Raw genomic sequence first — 16,872 nt, forward strand, 5'->3', positions numbered from 1 at the left:
TCGGCGCGGTCGTCCTGCTTCTGCTGGCCGCCGTTCTGCTGGCCACCGTTCTGCTGACCGGCGCCCTGGTCGGTGTTCTGCTGCTCGCCGTTCTCGGCGTTCTGCCCACGGCCGCGACCGCGTCCGCGGCTGCGACGACCGCGGCGCTGGCCGCCCTCGCCCTGCTCGCCGTTCTGGTCCTGCTGCTCGCCGTTCTGGTCCTGCTGGTCGCCGGTCTCGGCGCCGGACTGCTCCGCCTGGTCAGCCGACGTCGGCGACTGCTGGCCCTGCTGCTCCGGTTGGGCAGCGGCCTGGGCCTGCTGGTCGGCACCGCGCTGACCGCGCCCGCGGCGCTGGCCACCGGCTTGCGCTGCTTCCTGTGCGTCCTTCTCGGCGCGCACCTGGTCGAGGCCCGCGAGCAGGTCCTCGGTACCGGTGTGCGCGTGGTTCGTGTGCTCGGCGGCCGAGGTCGGCGCGGCGTTCACGGTGCCGCCCGACGAGGCACGGCGCGAGCGACGGGCACGCGACGGCGCGGCCGAGGCGTCGGCGGCGGGAGCGTCGGTGGCGTCGGCGACGGGCGCGTCGGTGGCCGGGGTGGACGCGGCGGGCGTCGCGTCGGCGGTCGGCTCGGGCAGCGTCGGCTGCGTGGTCGCCGGGGCGGCCGGGGTCTCGTCGGCGACGGGGCGCTTGTCCTCGATCGAGGCGATGAGGTCGCCCTTGCGGAGCTTCGAGAGCCCGGTGATGCCGAGCGAGGAGGCGATGCGCTGGAGCTCCGGGAGCCGGAGGGCGCGCAGGTCGGCGGGGATCTCCACCTGGGCGGAGTTGTTGTCGGTCACGGTCGGTGTTTCCTTTCGAACCGCAGAACGCGGAGAGTTTCCACCGTCCCGGACGCACGGGTGTGCGTCGACCGCCGTTCAGACGACGGACCGGGATTCGGTGATCAGAAAGAGATGTGCCCCCGCGCACCGGACCCTGCGACGTCGCAGGAGCTGTCCAGGGGGACGGGGCGATCCGTGCGGTTACGCGGGTTCGGCTTCGAGCGCCGAGTGCGCCCCCACTGTAGCACCACCCAGATCGACGGCCAGCATGAGCGCCCGCCAGTCGCTCTGCGCGTGTCGGTCGACCAGGTCGGCGGCCGTCAGGCGCTGCGCCGGGTCGCTGCCGAGCACGAGCAGACTCGGGCCGGCACCGGAGACCACGGCGGCGAGACCGTGCTGCCGCAGCACCCCGATGAGCACGTCCGTCTCCGGCATCGCGCTCGCCCGGTACGACTGGTGCAGTCGGTCCTCGGTGGCGGCGAGCAGCAGCTCCGGGCTCTGGATGAGCGCCGCGACGAGCAGGGCCGAGCGCGAGACGTTGAACGCGGCGTCGGCGTGCGGGACGTGCTCCGGCTGCAGGGACCGTGCGAGCTTCGTCGACAGGGTCGACGTCGGTACGAACACCACCGGCGCGACACCGCGGTGCACGAGGAGCCGCTTGTACGCCGGCCCGTCGGCGGTCATCCACGCGATCGTGAGACCGCCGAAGAGCGCGGGCGCAACGTTGTCGGGGTGCCCCTCCATCTCGGTGGCGAGGGCGAGCAGCGTCGACGCGTCGAGGTCGACGACGCCCTCGAGGAGTCCGCGGGCCGCCATCAGCCCGGCGACGATCGCCGCGGCCGACGACCCGAGGCCGCGGCCGTGCGGGATCGCGTTCGTCGCGTGCAGCTCGAGGCCGGGCTGCGGCACGCCCGCGTGCTCGAGGCCGCGGCGCACGGCGCGGACGACGAGGTTCGTGTCGTCCGTCGGGACCTCGCCGGCGCCGACCCCCTCGACCGTGACGGTCGATCCGGGCTCGCGGCGCACGCTGACCGTGACCTCGTCGTACAGCGACAACGCGAGCCCGAGCGAGTCGAACCCCGGGCCGAGGTTCGCCGACGTCGCCGGCACGCGCACGCGGACCGCGCGCCCGGCAGGCAGGGGACCGGCGGCGGGACCGGCACTGACCACCCGTCCGGCCGGTGCAGCACTGTGGGCGGCGACGCCCTCCCCCGGTCCGGACGAGCGGTCGGCGCTCACTGCTCGCTGACCAGTCCGAGCACGTCGGCGATCGACTTCGTGTCGACCGGCACGCTCGTCGGGGTGACCTCGCCGCCGTCCTGCGTGCGGAGTGCCCACTGCGGGTCCTTCAGGCCGTGGCCGGTCACCGTGATGACGACCGTGGCGCCCTTCGGCACGGCGCCCGCGTCGGCGCGCTCGAGCAGCCCGGCGACACCGATGGCCGATGCCGGCTCGACGAAGACGCCGACCTCGGCGGACAGGATGTGGTGCGCCGCGAGGATCGCCTCGTCGGAGATCGCACCGAAGTAGCCGTCGGTCTCGTCGCGGGCCTCGAGCGCGTACTTCCACGACGCCGGGTTGCCGATGCGGATCGCCGACGCGATGGTGTCCGGGTTCTTGACGACCTCACCGCGGACGATCGGGGCGGAGCCGGCAGCCTGGAAGCCGAACATGCGGGGCAGCTTCGTGCTGCGACCGGCGGCGACGTCCTCGCGGTAGCCGCGCGAGTACGCGGTGTAGTTGCCCGCGTTGCCGACGGGCAGGAAGTGGAAGTCCGGCGCGTCGCCGAGGACGTCGACGACCTCGAACGCGGCGGTCTTCTGCCCCTCGATGCGGTCGTTGTTGACCGAGTTGACGAGGTGCACCGGGTAGTTCGCCGCCAGGTCGCGGGCGATGTCGAGGCAGTCGTCGAAGTTGCCCTGCACCTGCAGCAGCTGGGCGTCGTGGGCGACGGCCTGGCTGAGCTTGCCCATGGCGATCTTGCCCTCGGGGACGAGCACCGCTGCGGTGATGCCGGCGTGGGTCGCGTACGCGGCGGCCGAGGCGCTCGTGTTGCCCGTCGAAGCACAGATGACGGCCTTCGCGCCGTGCTCGACGGCCTTCGAGATCGCCATCGTCATGCCGCGGTCCTTGAAGGACCCGGTCGGGTTCATGCCCTCGAACTTGACGTAGACCTGGGCGCCGGTGCGCTCGGACAGTCGACGGGCCGGGATGAGGGGCGTGCCGCCCTCGCCGAGGGTGACGATCGGCGTCGCCGCCGTCACGTCGAGTCGGTCGGCGTACTCGCGCAGGACACCCTGCCACTGGTGGGCCATCAGGCTTCTCTCTCTGTCCGGTGGGTCGGTCTGGTGGTGGTGCGGGTCGGTCGGGAGGCCCGTGGTGCGTCAGGCGCCGACGAAGCGCAGGACACTGGTCACGTCCAGGACGACGTCCTCGCCGCGGAGGGCCGCGACGGTGTCCGCCAGGTCCGACTCCCGGGCCAGGTGGGTCCCGATGACGAGCGCGGCGGTCTGCTCCGCGGCGCCCTCGGTCGTCTGCTCGACGGTCTCGACGCTCACGCCGTGCTTCGCGAGCACCCCGGCGACGGTCGACAGCACGCCGGGGGCGTCGGCGACCTGCAGGGCGATCTGGTAGCGGGTGCGCACCGTGCCGATCGGGAAGACCGGCAGCGCCGACTGCGTCGACTCGGCGACGCCGGGGCCGCCGATGACGTGCCGACGGGCGGCGGACACGAGGTCGCCGAGCACGGCCGAGGCCGTCTCGACGCCGCCGGCACCGGCGCCGTAGAACATGAGGTCGCCGGCGGCCTCGGCCTCGACGAAGACGGCGTTCTTCGCGCCGTGCACGCTCGCGAGCGGGTGCGACACGGGGACGAGCGCGGGGTAGACGCGGGCGCTGACGCCCTCGCGGCCGTCCGCGTCGGTCAGGCGCTCCGCGGTCGCGAGGATCTTCACGACGTAGCCGGCCTTGCGGGCGGCGCGGACCTGGTCGATGGTCACGTGGGTGATGCCCTCGCGGTGCACGGCGGCGAGCGGCACCGAGGTGTGGAACGCCAGCGACGCCAGGATCGCGGCCTTCTGCGCGGCGTCGTAGCCCTCGACGTCGGCCGTCGGGTCGGCCTCGGCGTACCCGAGCTCGGTCGCGGTCGCCAGGGCGTCCTCGAACGTGGCGCCCTCGCGGTCCATCAGGTCGAGGATGAAGTTCGTGGTGCCGTTGACGATGCCCATGATCCGCTCGATGCGGTCGCCCGCGAGCGAGTCGTGCAGCGGACGGATGATCGGGATCGCCCCGGCGACGGCCGCCTCGTAGTACAGCTGCGCGCCGACCTGCTCGGCCGCGGCGAACAGCTCCGGACCGTGGGTCGCGAGGAGCGCCTTGTTGCCGGTGACGACGTCGGCCCCGGACTGCAGCGCCTGCAGGACGAGCGTGCGCGCCGGCTCGATGCCGCCGATGAGCTCCACGACGATGTCGGCGCCGAGGATGAGCGACTCGGCGTCGGTGGTGAAGAGGTCCTTCGGCAGGTCGACGTCGCGCGCGGCGTCGACGTCCCGCACGGCGATCCCGACGAGCTCGAGCCCGGCACCCGCGCGTGAGGCGAGCTCGTCACCGTGCTCGAGGAGGAGCCGCGCGACCTGGGATCCGACCGAGCCGGCTCCGAGCAGCGCGACGCGGACGTTGCGGTATTCGATCATCTGGTGGTTCCTGTCATCGGGCCGCGGCCCGTCGGGTCGGGGGTCAGTGGCCGCTGCCGTCGAGGGGCACGGGCACGACCCCGGTGTCACGGGCGAGGAGGTCGTCGATCGACTCGCCCCGCACGAGGATACGGGCTGCGCCGTCGGCGACCGCGACGACCGGCGGGCGTCCGACGTGGTTGTAGTTGCTCGAGAGCGCCCAGCAGTACGCACCGGTGGCGGCGACGGCGAGCAGGTCGCCGCGCTGCACGTCGCCGGGCAGGTACTCGTCCTGCACCACGACGTCGCCGCTCTCGCAGTGCTTGCCGACGACCCGGGTGAGCACCGCCGGCGCCTCGGACGCCCGGGCGAGCCGGGCCGTGTAGTCGGCGCCGTACAGGGCGGGGCGGGCGTTGTCGCTCATCCCGCCGTCGACCGAGACGTAGGTGCGGGTCGCGGCGTGATCGGTCGGCGCGTCGGCGGCGAGGGCGTGGCCCTCGGTCGCGAGCACCTGCTCGGTCCCGTCGGACACGGGCGGCTCGAGCTCCAGCGTCACGGGCTTGATCGTGCCGACGGAGTACAGCGTGATGCCGGCCGGGCCGACGATGTAGCGGCCGGGCTCGACCGCGATCTCCGGCACCGGGATGTCGCGTTCGGCGCACGCTTCAGCGACGATCGTGGCGAGTGCCTCGGCGACGTCCTCCGGCGCGAAGGCCGCGTCGGCCTCGGTGTAGTCGATGCCCCAGCCGCCGCCGAGGTTGAGCTCCGGCACCGGGCCGGACGCGACCAGCGTGGCGTGCACGTCCACGAGGCGCCGTGCGGCCTCGCGGAAGCCCGACTCGTCGAAGATCTGCGACCCGATGTGCGAGTGCAGGCCGACGAACGCGAGCGAGGGCTCGGCGCGGACGGCCTCGGCAGCGGCGACGGCCTCGGACAGCGGGATGCCGAACTTCTGGTCCTCGCGCGCCGTGGCGAGGTACTCGTGGGTCGAGGCGTGCACCCCGCTGTTGATCCGGATGCGGACGCGCTGCACGACCCCGGCGTCGGCGGCGGCGCGGGCGACGCGCTGCACCTCCTCGTGGCTGTCGAGCACGATGGTGCCGACGCCGACCTCGACAGCTCGGGCGATCTCGGCGTCCGACTTGTCGTTGCCGTGGAACCCGAGCCGGGCCGCGTCGATGCCGCCGGCCAGGGCGACCGCGAGCTCGCCACCGGTGCAGACGTCGACCCGGAGGTCGGCCTCGGCCATCCACGCCACGACCTGCGTCGTCAGGAAGGCCTTGCCGGCGTAGTAGACGTGTGCCCGGGTGCCGATCCGGCCGAAGGCCTCGGCGAAGGCGTCGCGGACCCGCACGGCGCGGGACTGCACGTCGCGCTCGTCGACCACGTAGAGCGGCGTACCGAACTGCGCGACGAGGTCCGTCGCGGTGACACCGCCCACGACCAGCGTGCCGTCGTCCGTCCGCGTGGCGGACGCGGGCCAGATGCGGTCCACCAGTTCGGAGGCGTCCGTCGGGAACCGCAGTCGCTGCGGGGCAAGGGGGTTCTCGCTCACGGGACCCGATCCTAGCGAGCCGAGCCGCGCCTCCTCGTCGTGTGACGGAACCGCGTCGTCAGCCGCAGCTGCCGACGGTGCGGAGCCCCTGCTCGGTGAGGGGCAGGGCGTCGGCGGTGATGCGCACCGTGGCCTGCCGCTGCGAGACGTCGAAGGAGCGGACGCGGAGCGCCTCCGGCAGGAACGTCGCCGTGCACACCTGCACGGGCACGTTCGTGACGCCGGGGATCTTCTCGAGTTGCAGGCCGAGGGCCGAGTTCGTGATGCGCACCGTCTTCGGCGTGATCGTGACGCCCTTGCCGTCGTCCTGCGCGACGACCTGGCCGCGGGCGGCGTAGGTGATGTCGTAGCCGAGCACGGCCGTCGAGCCGGAGAGCTCGACGCCGCCGTCCACCAGGGTCATCCGGTCGAACAGCGGGCTGTACTTCGCCAGGGCCTTGATGCTCGACGCCGCGAGCGTGACGTGTCCGTCGACGTCGTGCACGTCGCCCTTCCCGTCGACCGGGACGTCCTCGGCGGTGACCTCGGCGGCGAGCGGGACGCCGTCGACGGTGAGCTTCGACGACGAGATCTCCACCCGGTCGAGCGTGCCGCGGAGGAGCTGCGGGATGACGACGCCGTCGGCGTGGGCGTCCACCTGGCCGGTCGTGCCGTCGGGCAGCGCCTGCTCGACCTGCTCGGCGATGATGCGGTCGACGACCCCGCGGAGCACGAACTCGGCGACGACGACGAGCCCGGCGAGCACGACGAGCACCACGACGAGGACGACGGGCCAGCGACGGCGTTTCCGGGGGGTCTCGGTGGCGGCGGACATGCGTCCCACCCTGCCAGGCGCTCCCGGCAGCCCGCCGGGAGGCGCGGGGTGGCGGTCGTGCACACCGTGGGACGGACACAGCACCGCGGGAAGCTGCGGTGCTGTGTCCGGAACCTGGTTCCTGCGCGCCGCGCCGGAACCTGGTTCCTGCGCGCCGCGCTACATGCGCGAGGGGGCGCTCACGCCGAGCAGCCCGAGGCCGTTGCGCACGACCTGGCCGGTGGCGTCGTTCACCCAGAGGCGGGTGCGGTGCAGGTCGGTCACCGGCTCGTCGCCGAGGGGCGTCACGCGGCAGGAGTCGTACCAGCGGTGGTAGAGCCCGGCGAGCTGCTCGATGTACCGGGCGATGCGGTGCGGCTCGCGCAGTTCGGCGGCCTGGCGCACCACGCGCGGGTACTCGGCGAGGGCCCCGAGCAGCGCGCCCTCGGACTCGTGCGTCAGCAGCGAGGCGTCGAAGGCGGAGCGGTCGACCCCGGCGGCAGCGGCGTTGCGCGCGACCGACTGCGTGCGGGCGTGGGCGTACTGCACGTAGAAGACAGGGTTGTCGTTCGTGCGCTTGGTGAGCAGGTCGAGGTCGATGTCGATCGAGGTGTCGCTCGCGAACCGTACGAGGGCGTAGCGGCCGGCGTCCACGCCGACAGCGTCGACGAGGTCCTCCATCGACACGATCGTGCCGTTGCGCTTCGACATCCGGAACGGCTGCCCGTCCTTGAGCAGGTTGACCATCTGCCCGATGAGGATCTCGAGGTTCTTGCCGGGCTCGTCACCGAACGCGGCGCACATCGCCATCATGCGGCCGACGTAGCCGTGGTGGTCGGCGCCGAGCATGATGAGGTTGCGCTCGAACCCGCGCTCGCGCTTGTCGAGGTAGTACGCCAGGTCGCCGGCGATGTACGCGGGCTCCCCGTCGGACTTGATGACGACGCGGTCGCGGTCGTCGCCGAAGTCGGTCGTGCGGAGCCAGAGCGCCCCCTCGGCCTCGTACATCATGCCGAGCGACCGCAGCCGCTCGATCGCGCGGTCGACCGCCTTCGACTCGTGCAGGGCGTTCTCGTGGAAGTAGACGTCGAAGTCCACGCCGAAGTCGTGCAGCGACGACTTGATGTCGGCGAACATGAAGTCGACGCCCTCGCGGCGGAAGAGCTCCTGCGCCTCGTCGCGCGGCATGTCGCTGACGTCGGTGCCAGCGGGCAGCGTCGCGATGACACGGGCGGCGATCTCGGCGATGTAGGCGCCGCCGTAGCCGTCCTCCGGGGTCGGCTCGCCGAGCGCGCTCGCGACGAGCGACCGGGCGAAGCGGTCGATCTGCGCGCCGTGGTCGTTGAAGTAGTACTCCCGGGTGACCAGGCCGCCCTGCGCCTGGAACACGCGGGCCAGCGAGTCGCCGACGGCCGCCCAACGCACGCCGCCCATGTGGATGGGGCCGGTCGGGTTCGCGGACACGAACTCCAGGTCGATGCGGACGCCGTCGTACAGGTCGCCGTGCCCGAAGGACTCGCCGCCGTCGACGATCGTGCGGGCGATCTCCCCCGCAGCCGCCGCGTCGAGCGTGATGTTGATGAAGCCCGGGCCGGCGATGTCCACCGAGGCCACGCCGTCGAGCTCGGTCAGCTCGCCCGCGATCTCGGTCGCGAGGTCGCGGGGGTTCGTACCGAGCCGCTTCGCGAGCTGCATGGCGGCGTTCGACGCCCAGTCGCCGTGCGCCCGGTTCTTCGGCCGCTCGAGCGCCACGTGGGACTCCCCGATCGTCACGGTCTCGGACGCGCCTCGTCGCTCGACGATCCCGGTCAGGATCGACAGGTACGCGGCGGAGAGTTCGGCAGGAGTCACGGCGGACGAGTCTACCGGGACACCCAGGTGCACGCCGGACGATGCACCATCATGTCGGGATGACGACCCGTAGCCGTGCCCGGGCGATCACCCTCGCCGTCGCCGCCTCCGTCGCCGCGCTCGTGCTGACGGGCTGCTCGGGCGGCGGGGACCGCGCTCCGTCGGCCAGCGCGACCCCGGTCGGGACGCCGGTGTCGCAGTCCTGCGCCGCCCTCCTGCCGACCGCCGCCCTGTCCGTCTACGGCGAGACCTTCGCGCTCGACGAGTCGTACCGACCGGCCGCGCGGACCCCGGCCGCGACGATCGCCGCCCAGCGCGGTCGCGTCTGCCAGTTCCGCAGTACGGGCGACGACGCCACGACGATCACGCTGGCCGTCGCCGACCTGCCTGAAAAGTCGCTCACGAACCTGAAGGACGCCCTGTTCGAGCGCGGCGGTTCCGTGCCGACCTACCGGGTCGAGGGCTACTTCTCGTTCGCCGACGGGGTCGGTCGGGCCGACGCGTTCGCCGACCCGTACTGGATCACCGCGCAGTCGACGCTCTTCACCGAGCCGGGAGGCGCCCAGCCCGTCATCGACGCCGCCCGCTCCGCCCTGCAGGCGTCCGCCTCCGCCACGCCGGCGGGCTGACGGGCGGCGTCCACGCTGCGGACACCGACGGCAGCGGCCGGCGAGCAACGGGCAGGGCGCAGCGGGCTGGGAACTGCGGGCAGGGCGCAGCGGGAGGCGACGGACGGGAGGCGCAGTGCCAGGCCGCCACGGGCCTCCCGTCCGTCACCTGCCCCGTCCTGCGCCGCACGCGACACGCGCTGTCCGGAAGCGCTCCCGGGACCTGCTACGGTTGGTGACACCCCTCGGCCCCCATAGCTCAGGGGATAGAGCACTGCCCTCCGGAGGCAGGGGCGGAGGTTCGAATCCTCCTGGGGGCACACTTCTCTTCCTCTCGCGGCTGCGCATCCCGCCGGCTCGTCGTGCCACCGAGCCACGCATCGTCGTGACACCCCGTGTTTCCCTGCGCGTCACCTCGGGTCACTACGCTCCTGGGCCGGTCGTCCCGCACGCGACCGGGAAACGAGCACGATGACCCCCGACGCCCCCGCCGGCACCGTGCAGCAGGAGCTCGCGCGCGCGGCCCATGCGCCCGCGCCCCGCACCCTGCTCGACGTCCTCGCCGCGACGGCCGCCGCGCACCCCGACGCCACCGCGCTCGAGGACCCCGACGGCACTCTCGACTACGCCGCCCTGCTCCGCACCGTGCACGATCGGGCCGACGACCTGGCCCGGCGGGGCGTCCGGCGGGGTGACCGGGTCGGGGTGCGGATCCCCTCCGGTGGGCGCGACCTGTACCTGTCGATCCTCGCCGTGCTCGCCGCCGGGGCGGCGTACGTGCCGGTCGACGCCGACGACCCCGAGGAACGCGCCACCCTGGTGTTCGGCGAGGCCGGTGTCGTCGGCGTGATCGGTGCGGGCGGCGTCCTGCGGGACCGTGCCGGCGCCGAGCTGCCGGTGACGGACCCTGCGGCGAGCGCCGGACTCCCCCGCGAGACCGACGACGCGTGGATCATCTTCACGTCCGGGTCGACGGGTGTGCCGAAGGGCGTGGCGGTCACCCACCGCAGTGCTGCGGCGTTCGTGGACGCCGAGGCCCGGATGTTCCTGCAGACGGCGCCGATCGGTCCGGGTGACCGGGTGCTGGCGGGGCTGAGCGTGGCGTTCGACGCGTCGTGCGAGGAGATGTGGCTGGCGTGGGGGCACGGCGCGGCGCTGGTGCCGGCGCCGCGGTCGTTGGTGCGGACGGGGGTGGACCTCGGGCCGTGGCTCATCGCGCACACCATCACGGTGGTGTCGACGGTGCCCACGCTGGCGGCGTTGTGGCCGGACGACGCGCTGGAGCAGGTGCGGCTCGTGATCTTCGGTGGCGAGGCGTGCCCGCCGGAGCTGGCGGCGCGCATCGCCTCGCGCGATCGGGAGCTCTGGAACACGTACGGTCCGACCGAGGCCACCGTCGTCGCGTGCGGCGCGCTGGTGGACGGCGGGTCACCGGTGCGGATCGGGCTGCCGCTGGACGGGTGGGACCTGGCCGTCGTCGATGCGTCGGGGGCCCGTGTTGCGCCCGGTGGTGTCGGGGAGCTGGTGATCGGTGGTGTCGGGCTGGGGCGGTACCTGGACCCGGCGAAGGACGCCGAGAAGTACGCACCGTTCCCCGAGCTCGGGTGGGAGCGGGCGTACCGGAGTGGGGACCTGGTGCGGTACGAGCCCGAGGGGCTGGTGTTCCAGGGGCGTGCGGACGACCAGGTGAAGCTCGGTGGCCGGCGGATCGAGCTCGGCGAGGTCGACGCGGCGCTGCAGGCCCTGGACGACGTGGCGGGTGGAGCCGCGGTGGTGCAGCGGACCCCCGCGGGCAACCAGGTGCTGGTCGGCTACGTCGCCCCGGTGGCCGGCGCGACGGTGGACGTGGCCGCAGCGAACGCCCGGTTGCGCGAGGAGCTGCCGGCCGCCCTGGTGCCGCTGGTCGCGGTGGTGGAGTCGCTGCCGACGCGGACGTCGGGCAAGGTCGACCGCGCGGCGCTGCCGTGGCCGTTGCCCGGAGCATCGGACGCGGCGGTGCTGCCGGACACGGTGGCGTGGATCGCCGAGCGGTGGTCGGCGATCCTCGGGGTGCCGGTGGTGAGCGTCGACGACGACTTCTTCGCGCACGGCGGTGGGTCGCTGACGGCGGCGCAGCTCGTGTCGGCCATCCGGGAGCGGTTCCCGACGACCACGGTCGCGGACGTGTACGACCACCCGCGGATCGGGGCGTTGGCGGCGGCGCTCGACGAGTCCGGGCCGGTGTCGGCCTCGTCGCGCGACGTGGCTCCGGTCCCCCCGGCGACGGGCCTGCTGATGACGTTGCTCGGACTGCCGGTGCAGGTGCTCCGAGGGCTGCGGGTGCTGACCTGGACGGCGCTGGTGGCGGCGGTGCTGCACGCGACGACGCTGCCGTTCCTGCCGGTGCTGCCCTGGCCGGTGCTGGTACTGGCGCTCCTGGTGTTCGTGACGCCGATCGGCAAGATGGCGCTGACGGTGGTGCTGGCGCGGCTGCTGCTCGCCGGGGTCCGGCCGGGGTCGTACCCGCGTGGCGGTTCGGTGCACCTGCGGGTGTGGCTGGCCGAGCGCATCGCCGAGGCGGTGGACGGTCCGTCGACGGCGGGCGCCCCGTGGATCAGCTACTACGCCCGGGCGCTCGGTGCGCGGATCGGCCGGGACGTCGACCTGCACACGCTGCCGCCGGTGACGGGGATGCTCACGATCGGCAGGCGGGCGTCGATCGAGCCCGAGGTGGACCTGGCCGGGCACTGGCTCGACGGCGACGTGTTCCACCTGGGGCACGTGCGCGTCGACGAGGACGCCGTGGTGCGCAGCCGGACGACGCTGCTGCCGGGGGCGCACGTGGGTGCGGGTGCCGAGGTCACCGCCGGTTCCGCGGTCGGCGGCCCGGTCCCGGCGGGCGAACGCTGGGCAGGGGCGCCGGCGGAGCGTGTCGGGTCGGCCCGTGACGACCGGGAGGCCCGCCCCGCCGCCCGTCGGCGCTGGCTGCTCGCGTACGGGGCCGGGTCCCTGGCCGTGGCCGGCTTGCCGGTGGTCGGCGTCGCGGTCGGACTGCTCGTCGCGGTCGCTCTGGTCGGGCGGGCGCCGACCCTGGGCGACGCGCTGCTCCGCGCGCTGCTGACGGTCCCCCTGGCGACCGTCGTCGCCGGTGCGGTGTACGCGCTGCTGGTGGTGGTCGCGGTGCGGCTGCTCGGCCTCGGCCTGCACGAGGGGCGGCACCCGGTGCGCTCCCGGATCGGCTGGCAGGTGTGGTCGACCGAGCGGGTGCTCGACGCGGCGCGCACCCTGCTGTTCCCGCTGTACGCCTCGCTCGTGACCCCGGTGTGGCTGCGGCTGCTCGGTGCGCGGGTCGGTCGGGACACCGAGATCTCGACGGTGCTGCTCATCCCGGCGCTGACGCAGATCGCGTCGGGGGCGTTCCTGGCCGACGACACGATGGTGGCGACGTACGAGCTCGGCGGCGGTCGGGTGCGGATCGGGCGCTCGAAGGTCGGCCGTCGGGCGTTCCTCGGCAACAGCGGGATGACGGGCGCCGGGCGCTCGGTGCCGCGCGAGGCCCTGGTGGCGGTGCTGTCCGCGGTACCGAAGAAGGCCAAGCGCGGGTCGTCGTGGCTCGGGACCCCGCCGGTGCGGCTGCGGCGTGCGGCGACGGAGTTCGACGAGGCGCGGACCTTCCGCCCGTCCAGGCGGCTCAAGGTCGCCCGCGGCTGCTGGGAGCTGCTGCGCCTGATCGCCCCGATGGTCTCCGCCGCCGTCGCGCTCGGCGTGGCCGGGGCACTGCTGGCGCTGTGGTCGGCCGTCGGGATCGGGTGGACGGTGCTGCTCGCCGGGCCGGTGCTCATCGCCGCCGGTGCCGTCGCCGCCGTGGTGTCGACGATCGCGAAGTGGGCGTTCGTCGGCCGGATCACCGCCAGGGAGCACCCGCTGTGGTCGTCGTTCGTGTGGCGCAACGAGGTGCAGGACACCTTCGTCGAGACCGTCGCCCGACCGTGGTTCGCCGAGCAGGCAACCGGCACCCCCGCGCTGGCCGTCTGGCTGCGGAGCCTCGGTGCGACGATCGGCCGAGGGACCTGGCTCGAGACCTACTGGTTGCCGGAGGCCGACCTCGTGTCGATCGGTGCCGGCGCCTCGGTGGCGCGGGGCACCGTGGTGCAGACGCACCTGTTCCACGACCGGGTGATGCAGCTCGACGCCGTCCGGCTCGACGCCGGCGCGACACTCGGACCGCACAGCGTCGTCCTGCCGGCGGCGGGCATCGGCACCGGGGCGACGGTCGGGCCGGCCTCGCTCGTCATGCGGGGCGAGCAGGTGCCGGGCGGGTCCCGCTGGTCCGGCAACCCGATCGCGCCCTGGGCAGCGGACCGTCCGGCGTGATGGGGTTGACTGGCACCGTGCCGACCTCCGCGACCACCGACCCGTACACCCCGCACAGCGGCGACCGTCGGTGGAGCGCCGAGCACTACGAGCTCCGGCTCGACTACCGCGTCGCGACGAACCGGCTCGACGCCACGGCGACCATCACGGCGCGGGCGGTCGAGCCGCTCGACCGGGTCGTCCTCGACCTGCACGGGCTGCACGTGGAGCGCGTCGACGTCGACGGGCACCGCGCGAAGAAGGTCGCCACGGCGACGCACAAGACCACGGTCACCCCGCACAGGCCCATCCCGGCGGGTGCCGCGTTCACCGTGCACGTGCGGTACCGGGGCACCCCGCGACCGGTGCGGAGCGCCTGGGGGCACCTCGGGTGGGAGGAGCTGACCGACGGCGTCATCGTCGCCGCACAGCCGACCGGTGCCCCGACGTGGTTCCCCTGCAACGACCGGCCGGACGACAAGGCGACGTACCGCTTCGAGATCGCCACCGAGGACGCCTACGACGTCGTGGCGAACGGCGACCTGCTCGCGAAGGAGCGGGACCGCGCCGGGACCCGCTGGACGTTCGCGACGGTCGAGCCGATGGCGACGTACCTGGCGACCGTGCAGATCGGTCGGTACCGCACGACCCGGCTCCGCGGCGGCGACGTCCCGGTGACCCTGCACCACCCGGCCGACCTGGCGGTCGCGGCGCGGACCGACTTCGGCCAGGTGCCGGAGATGCTCGCGCTGTTCGGCGACCGCTTCGGCCCGTACCCGTTCGCGGCGTACGGGGTCGTGGTCACCGACGACGAGCTCGAGATCCCGCTCGAGGCCCACGGACTCGCCGTGTTCGGCCGGAACCACGTCGACGGCGAGCACGGCACCGACCGGCTCATCGCGCACGAGCTCGCGCACCAGTGGTTCGGGAACTCGGTGACCCTCACCCGGTGGCGGGACATCTGGCTGCACGAGGGGTTCGCCTGCTACGCCGAGTGGCTGTGGTCCGAGGAGCGCGGCGGTGACACCGCGGACGACCTCGCCGAGCAGTACCGGCAGGGGCTCCTCGACCAGCCGGAGGACCTGGTGGTCGGCGACCCGGGCGCGGCGGACATGTTCGACGACCGCGTCTACAAGCGCGGCGCCCTCGCCCTGCACGCCGTCCGCCGCACGCTCGGCGACGACGCCTTCTTCGCCGGACTGCGGCGCGTCACCGAACGGCACCGGCACGGCTCGGTGACGGTGCCGGACGTCCTCGACGCGTTCGCGCACGCGGCCGGCACCACGTCCGACGCCGTGCACGCGGTCACCGCCCCGTGGATCGACAGGACGGCAGTGCCCGGCGCGGTCGGACCGCGCTAGCCCGCCAGTTCCCCGACGTCGGTCGGGGTGCTGCTGACCTCGGCCCACACGGCGTCGAGCGAGACGCCGACGACCCCGGCGACGGACGCGATGGTCGAGAACGCCGGCGTCGCGATGCGGCCGGTCTCGATCTTCCGGAGCGTCTCGGGCGAGATGCCCGCCCGCAGTGCGGTGTCGACGATCGACCGCGGACCACGGGCCGCACGCAGCAGTGCGCCGAGTCGGCGACCGCGGGCGAGTTCGTCGGGGGTGAGGGGCAGTCGGACCATGGCGTCATGGTAATACCGGTATGATCATCCGGATGATCGAGATCCTCACCCCGGCCGAGGTCGACCGGGCCCGCGCCACCGGCGCCCTGGTCGGCACGATCCTGCAGACCCTCCGCGAACGCACCCGGGTCGGCACGAACCTGCTCGACGTCGACCGGTGGGCGAAGGCCATGATCGAGGACGCCGGGGCCGACTCCTGCTACGTCGACTACGCCCCCTCGTTCGGACGCGGCCCCTTCGGGCACCACATCTGCACCGCCGTCAACGACGCCGTCCTGCACGGGCTCCCCCACGACCGCGCCCTGGCCGACGGGGACCTGCTCACACTGGACCTCGCGGTCTCCCTCGACGGCATCGCGGCCGACGCCGCCGTCAGCTTCGTCGTCGGCACCCCGCGCGACGAGGACCTCGCACTCATCGACGCGACCGAGCGTGCCCTGGCGGCGGGCATCGCCGCGGCCGGACCCGGCGCGCGCACCGGCGACCTGTCGCACGCCATCGGCACCGTCCTCGAGTCCGCCGGCTTCCCGGTGAACGTCGAGTTCGGCGGCCACGGCATCGGCTCGACCATGCACCAGGACCCGCACGTGTCGAACACCGGTCGCCCCGGCCGCGGCTACACCCTGCGGCCGGGTCTGCTGCTCGCCCTCGAACCCTGGGTGATGGCGGACACCGACCGGCTCGTCACCGACGCCGACGGCTGGACCCTGCGGAGCGCCACCGGCGCCCGGACGGCCCACACGGAGCACACCATCGCGATCACCCAGGACGGCGCCGAGGTGCTCACGCTGCCACGGTGACGCGGACCCCGCCCGCCGCCACCGCGAGCACCGTGTCGGCGGCGGGGAACAACACCGTCACCGGGTGCTCGGTCCCCTCGAGGACGGCGGTGGCGCGGCGGAGGTCGACCTCGACGTTCCGCGGGTCGACGCGCAGCCCCCGACCGTCGCGCTTCAGCACGGCCTCCTTGACGGCCCACAGCGCGGCGAGCTGCGTCGTGTCGCCACGTGCAGCGGCCAGCTCGCGCACCGTGAAGGCGTCGAGCGGCGCGGCGGCCACCCGCGACGCGCGCTCGACGTCGACACCGAGCGGTCCGGGGCCGACGGCGATCGCGACCACACCGGTCGTGCGCGACAGGCTCACCCCGACGTCGGTGCCGTGCACCGTCGCCACGGGCCGTCCGTGGTCGGTCCCCGCGCAGTGCGGACAGACGCGCCCCGCGCGCACCGCGTCCACGTCGACGGCCGCAGCGGACGCGACGGCGGCGACCAGGGCCTCCCGGTCGGCGTCGCGGTCCCGACCCGGCGCTCGGAGCGTCACCGTGACGTCACGGAGGCGCGGCTCAGCCATGCGGGCAGCCTCCGACCGCCGAGCGGCCATCCGTGCGCTCAGGCGTGCGTCAGCGCGATGAGCGCGACGTTCATGGTGCTGTAGAGCCCTTCGGACCGCGTCGCCTGGCGGACGCGTCCGCGCAGGACCTCGTAGCGGCCGTCGTGCTCGCGCACGAAGCCGATGACGCCGGTGGCCGGCGTCGACACGCGGTGGTAGCCGTCCTCGAGCGGGACGACCTCGGTACTCGTGGTGCGCTCCATTGCTGTTCCCCTTCCCGTTCGTCGTCGAACAGATCCCCCAGCA

Annotated in this window: 14 protein-coding genes and 1 tRNA gene; 5 read left to right on the top strand and 10 right to left on the bottom strand. The window is 73.8% G+C overall.

Features of this window, described 5'->3' with window-relative positions; all coding sequences use genetic code 11:
* From BIU97_RS04610 to argS, 7 genes are all read right to left on the bottom strand, one after another.
* On the bottom strand, positions 1-815 hold an 815-nt coding region (locus tag BIU97_RS04610; RefSeq protein ID WP_175472408.1), incomplete at its 3' end, for a Rho termination factor N-terminal domain-containing protein.
* Positions 816-998: 183 nt separating this feature from the next.
* Positions 999-1,907, bottom strand: coding sequence for a homoserine kinase (thrB, locus tag BIU97_RS04615; RefSeq protein WP_254782897.1), 909 nt, complete (start codon positions 1,905-1,907; stop codon positions 999-1,001).
* 125 nt (positions 1,908-2,032) lie between these two features.
* A complete protein-coding gene (gene thrC, locus BIU97_RS04620) occupies positions 2,033-3,112 on the bottom strand; it encodes a threonine synthase (RefSeq protein WP_071255939.1) in 1,080 nt (359 codons plus the stop codon).
* 69 nt (positions 3,113-3,181) lie between these two features.
* Positions 3,182-4,489 carry a homoserine dehydrogenase gene (locus BIU97_RS04625; protein WP_071297161.1) on the bottom strand — a complete coding sequence of 436 codons (1,308 nt, stop codon included), beginning with the start codon at positions 4,487-4,489 and terminating at the stop codon, positions 3,182-3,184.
* Positions 4,490-4,532: 43 nt separating this feature from the next.
* On the bottom strand, positions 4,533-6,023 hold the full coding sequence (locus tag BIU97_RS04630) for a diaminopimelate decarboxylase family protein (RefSeq protein ID WP_071297162.1): 1,491 nt from the start codon (positions 6,021-6,023) through the stop codon (positions 4,533-4,535).
* Positions 6,024-6,081: 58 nt separating this feature from the next.
* Positions 6,082-6,837 carry an LmeA family phospholipid-binding protein gene (locus tag BIU97_RS04635; RefSeq protein WP_071297163.1) on the bottom strand — a complete coding sequence of 252 codons (756 nt, stop codon included), beginning with the start codon at positions 6,835-6,837 and terminating at the stop codon, positions 6,082-6,084.
* A gap of 159 nt (positions 6,838-6,996) precedes the next feature.
* Positions 6,997-8,667, bottom strand: a complete 1,671-nt coding sequence (gene argS, locus BIU97_RS04640) for an arginine--tRNA ligase (protein WP_071255948.1) — start codon at positions 8,665-8,667, stop codon at positions 6,997-6,999.
* A gap of 59 nt (positions 8,668-8,726) precedes the next feature.
* On the opposite strand from argS, the gene BIU97_RS04645 reads away from it, so the two are divergent.
* From BIU97_RS04645 to BIU97_RS04660, 4 genes are all read left to right on the top strand, one after another.
* Complete coding sequence (locus BIU97_RS04645) at positions 8,727-9,296, top strand: hypothetical protein (RefSeq protein ID WP_071255953.1); 570 nt, start codon at positions 8,727-8,729, stop codon at positions 9,294-9,296.
* 227 nt (positions 9,297-9,523) lie between these two features.
* A tRNA-Arg gene (locus tag BIU97_RS04650) sits at positions 9,524-9,595 on the top strand.
* 151 nt (positions 9,596-9,746) lie between these two features.
* The gene (locus tag BIU97_RS04655) at positions 9,747-13,628 is read left to right on the top strand and encodes a Pls/PosA family non-ribosomal peptide synthetase (protein ID WP_071255954.1); all 3,882 of its coding nucleotides are present in this window, start codon (positions 9,747-9,749) and stop codon (positions 13,626-13,628) included.
* Between the two features lie 17 nt (positions 13,629-13,645).
* Positions 13,646-14,968 (top strand): M1 family metallopeptidase, encoded by a 1,323-nt coding sequence (locus BIU97_RS04660; RefSeq protein WP_254782899.1) that lies wholly within the window; start codon positions 13,646-13,648, stop codon positions 14,966-14,968.
* Here the strand turns inward: BIU97_RS04660 and BIU97_RS04665 are convergent.
* Positions 14,965-15,237 (bottom strand): helix-turn-helix domain-containing protein, encoded by a 273-nt coding sequence (locus BIU97_RS04665; RefSeq protein ID WP_071255959.1) that lies wholly within the window; start codon positions 15,235-15,237, stop codon positions 14,965-14,967. The genes BIU97_RS04660 and BIU97_RS04665 overlap by 4 nt on opposite strands.
* A 32-nt stretch (positions 15,238-15,269) precedes the next feature.
* On the opposite strand from BIU97_RS04665, the gene map reads away from it, so the two are divergent.
* A complete protein-coding gene (gene map / locus BIU97_RS04670; RefSeq protein ID WP_071256474.1) occupies positions 15,270-16,037 on the top strand; it encodes a type I methionyl aminopeptidase in 768 nt (255 codons plus the stop codon).
* Here the strand turns inward: map and BIU97_RS04675 are convergent.
* Together BIU97_RS04675 and BIU97_RS04680 are read right to left on the bottom strand one after the other, a co-directional pair.
* Positions 16,021-16,587, bottom strand: coding sequence for a 4'-phosphopantetheinyl transferase family protein (locus tag BIU97_RS04675; RefSeq protein WP_071255963.1), 567 nt, complete (start codon positions 16,585-16,587; stop codon positions 16,021-16,023). The two genes, map and BIU97_RS04675, sit on opposite strands and share 17 nt — an antisense overlap.
* 38 nt (positions 16,588-16,625) lie before the next feature.
* Positions 16,626-16,829 carry a hypothetical protein gene (locus BIU97_RS04680; protein ID WP_071255966.1) on the bottom strand — a complete coding sequence of 68 codons (204 nt, stop codon included), beginning with the start codon at positions 16,827-16,829 and terminating at the stop codon, positions 16,626-16,628.
* Positions 16,830-16,872: the final 43 nt, after the last annotated feature.

Origin of the sequence: Curtobacterium sp. MCBA15_009 (assembly GCF_001864895.1) — a bacterium.
Taxonomy (GTDB): domain Bacteria; phylum Actinomycetota; class Actinomycetes; order Actinomycetales; family Microbacteriaceae; genus Curtobacterium.

Coding starts and splice junctions, on each gene's coding strand:
- thrC (WP_071255939.1), bottom strand. CDS start 3,112: ATGGCCCACCAGTGGCAGGGTGTCCTGCGCGAGTACGCCGACCGACTC.
- BIU97_RS04625 (WP_071297161.1), bottom strand. CDS start 4,489: ATGATCGAATACCGCAACGTCCGCGTCGCGCTGCTCGGAGCCGGCTCG.
- BIU97_RS04635 (WP_071297163.1), bottom strand. CDS start 6,837: ATGTCCGCCGCCACCGAGACCCCCCGGAAACGCCGTCGCTGGCCCGTC.
- BIU97_RS04645 (WP_071255953.1), top strand. CDS start 8,727: ATGACGACCCGTAGCCGTGCCCGGGCGATCACCCTCGCCGTCGCCGCC.
- BIU97_RS04655 (WP_071255954.1), top strand. CDS start 9,747: ATGACCCCCGACGCCCCCGCCGGCACCGTGCAGCAGGAGCTCGCGCGC.
- BIU97_RS04665 (WP_071255959.1), bottom strand. CDS start 15,237: ATGGTCCGACTGCCCCTCACCCCCGACGAACTCGCCCGCGGTCGCCGA.
- map (WP_071256474.1), top strand. CDS start 15,270: ATGATCGAGATCCTCACCCCGGCCGAGGTCGACCGGGCCCGCGCCACC.
- BIU97_RS04675 (WP_071255963.1), bottom strand. CDS start 16,587: ATGGCTGAGCCGCGCCTCCGTGACGTCACGGTGACGCTCCGAGCGCCG.
- BIU97_RS04680 (WP_071255966.1), bottom strand. CDS start 16,829: ATGGAGCGCACCACGAGTACCGAGGTCGTCCCGCTCGAGGACGGCTAC.